The sequence below is a fragment of the Desulfosarcina sp. genome, from assembly GCF_033791525.1.
Classification (GTDB): Bacteria; Desulfobacterota; Desulfobacteria; order Desulfobacterales; family Desulfosarcinaceae; genus Desulfosarcina.
The window spans coordinates 1-2,719 of record NZ_JASJGN010000451.1; the positions used below are offsets into that span (position 1 = coordinate 1).

Annotated in this window: 1 protein-coding gene and 2 pseudogenes; 2 read left to right on the plus strand and 1 reads right to left on the minus strand. The window is 53.1% G+C overall.

Features of this window, described 5'->3' with window-relative positions:
* Window positions 1–199 (minus strand): annotated as a pseudogene (locus QNK41_RS21310) (pyridoxal phosphate-dependent aminotransferase); the annotation flags it as partial.
* Window positions 200–1,094: 895 nt separating this feature from the next.
* Here QNK41_RS21310 and QNK41_RS21315 point away from each other — a divergent pair.
* Together QNK41_RS21315 and QNK41_RS23170 are read left to right on the plus strand one after the other, a co-directional pair.
* On the plus strand, window positions 1,095–1,433 hold the full coding sequence (locus QNK41_RS21315) for a P-II family nitrogen regulator (protein WP_319261353.1): 339 nt from the start codon (window positions 1,095–1,097) through the stop codon (window positions 1,431–1,433).
* A 267-nt stretch (window positions 1,434–1,700) separates the two neighbouring features.
* Window positions 1,701–2,719 (plus strand): annotated as a pseudogene (locus QNK41_RS23170) (ammonium transporter); the annotation flags it as partial.

Here is a 2,719-nt window from a genome sequence, read left to right on the forward strand (position 1 = left end):
CACCGAGCCCGCAGGAATCCACGGTATCCCTGAGAATTTCGTTGAATTTTTCCGGCGGCGGAAGGACGGGATTGCCCAGGCTGAAATCAAAGACCTTTTCTGCACCGTGCTCAGCCTTGAGCCTGGTCCCTTCTTCGAACATTTTGCGAATCCATGACGACTTGGCCATGATGTCGTTGATCTTGTTTGCAACGGTCATCGGTCTCTTCTCCTATTCCTGCGGCGTGTATATGGGTGCAAAAAACGGGTGCGCCGTACGCTGTCGTATGGCTTAAATAACTTATGGAGAACCCGGAGAAAATTCAAGCTATAATTTGAAGATCCCCCGCAGCCCCGATGAGCGGAATCCCTGCTTCGCTCCGACAAGCGACGGGGAATGCGCTCGCTATCGAGGGTCAACCGCAGGCCTGAGGCACCTGATCAGACCGCATCGTGCCGGGTCCCGCCTTCCGTCCGTGACCGATATCGATATTACATTTTTGTAGCTTAAAGATTAAACCTTTGTTTTTTCAGCGGTTGCCACCGCCTTTGAACCGCGATAGCGAACGCATTCCTCGCCGCTTGCGGCGGGGTTAGCGAGCGAACTAAAAATCGATTTTTAATCCTTACGGTGCTACGCAGCACTGCCGTTACAGGCAGAACATTCCCCGCGGCTTGCCGCGGGGAGGGTTCAATCCTGAGCCAACGTTGAGATTTAGCCCGGTTAAGCCGCATTCAGTTTCATCGAGGCTATTCAACCCAAAAATCCGGGACGGTCCTGAAATCCATGAGTCAGGCGGTGCAATGATTTCCAGTCCTTGAGCCTGTGACGCGGTTGTCGCCAAATCATGCTGAAGCGCCGACATCAGTAAATTACAATTTTGTTTTAAAATATAGATTTATTACTATTTATGTATTTTATAATTCAGTATTATTACATAATTGTTCTGTAAAAAATGGACGCCGCCCGGGCAGGGATAGATAATATTAATTATTATTTTAAATATTTATAAATAAGTCTGGCAATGATGGCACAGTGGTTGCTCAATCGTCATGCAAACGACAGCCAATAACCAGGACAGATCAACCATATTAGTCAACAGGAGATGTCATCAATGAAAAAAATTGAGTCGATTATCAAGCCGTTCAAACTGGACGATGTGAAAGACGCCTTAAACCGCATCGGCGTATCGGGCATGACCATCAGCGAGGTCAAAGGATTCGGGCGTCAGCGCGGCCATAAGGAGATCTATCGCGGGGCCGAATACCAGACCGACTTTGTTCCCAAGGTCAAAATCGACCTGATTGTGGATTCCGACATGGTGGACAAAGTAGTGTCCACAATCACGGAGACCGCCAATAGCGGCAGTGTGGGAGACGGCAAGATCTTCGTCATGCCCATCGAAGGGGCCTATCGCATACGTACCGGTGAGTCGGGAAAGGATGCGGTTTAGTACCCATCCGGCAACGGCATCTTTCGGCCCAGGCCGGCGTTCTCACGAAATTGAAATCCTCGACGTAGCGCTGCTACGCCTGCGGTTTCAAATTCGCTGCGGCCTTGGCCTGAACCAAAATCTACCATTTCCGGAAGGGCACTATTGAAGGTTCACCAACCAACGATTTTCGTGCCCAACCGCGGATCAACCATTTCGCCACTATTACCTTACAAGGAGAAAAAAATGAAATTGAAAGCGTTTATCCTGCTGATAGTGGTTGCCCTGATGACTGTCCCCGTTGCCATGGCGGCCGATCCCGAACCCACCGTTTTGACCAACAAGGAAGCCATCGACCTGGTTCAGACCCACGCCAATTACCTGTGGACGCTGGTGGCTGCCGCTCTGGTGTTTTTCATGCAGGCCGGTTTTGCCATGGTTGAGGCGGGTTTTACCCGGGCCAAGAATTCCATCAACATCATGATGAAAAACCTAATGGATTTTTCCATCGGCTCCATCGCCTTCTGGGCCATCGGATTCGGGCTCATGTTCGGTGCCACCTCCACCGGTTGGTTCGGTACCACGGGGTTTTTTCTCAGCGATTTTACACCGGGCGGTGATCCGTGGGTGCTTGCCTTCTGGATGTTCCAAGTGGTATTCGCCGCCACCGCCGCCACCATCGTGTCGGGCGCCATGGCGGAACGCACCAAATTCACCGGTTATATCCTTTACAGTATTGTTGTTTCCGGTCTGATCTATCCGGTCTTCGGTTCCTGGGCCTGGGGCAGCCTGCTCAACGGCAGCGGCTGGCTGGAAGGCTTCGGTTTCATCGATTTTGCCGGCTCCACCGTGGTCCATTCGGTCGGCGGCTGGGCAGCCCCTGGCCGGCGCCATCGTATTGGGCCCCCGTCTGGGCAAGTACACCAAAGACGGTAAAATCAAACCCATCATGGGCCACAACATTCCCCTGGCCGCGCTGGGCGTGTTCATCCTATGGCTGGGATGGTTCGGGTTCAACCCCGGCTCCACTACCACGGCAGACACCAGCATTGCCATGATTTTCGTCAACACCAACCTGGCCGCCGCCGCCGGTGCATGTCTGGCCATGATCGTCTCCTGGATGAAATTCGGCAAACCCGAGGTGGGCATGAGCCTCAACGGCGCCCTGGCCGGTCTCGTGGGCATCACCGCAGGCTGTGCCAATGTATCGCCCTCCAGCGCGATCATTATCGGGGCCGCCGCCGGTGTCATCGTCGTCTTCTCGGTCATGTTTTTCGACAAGATCAGAATCGACGATCCGGTGGGTG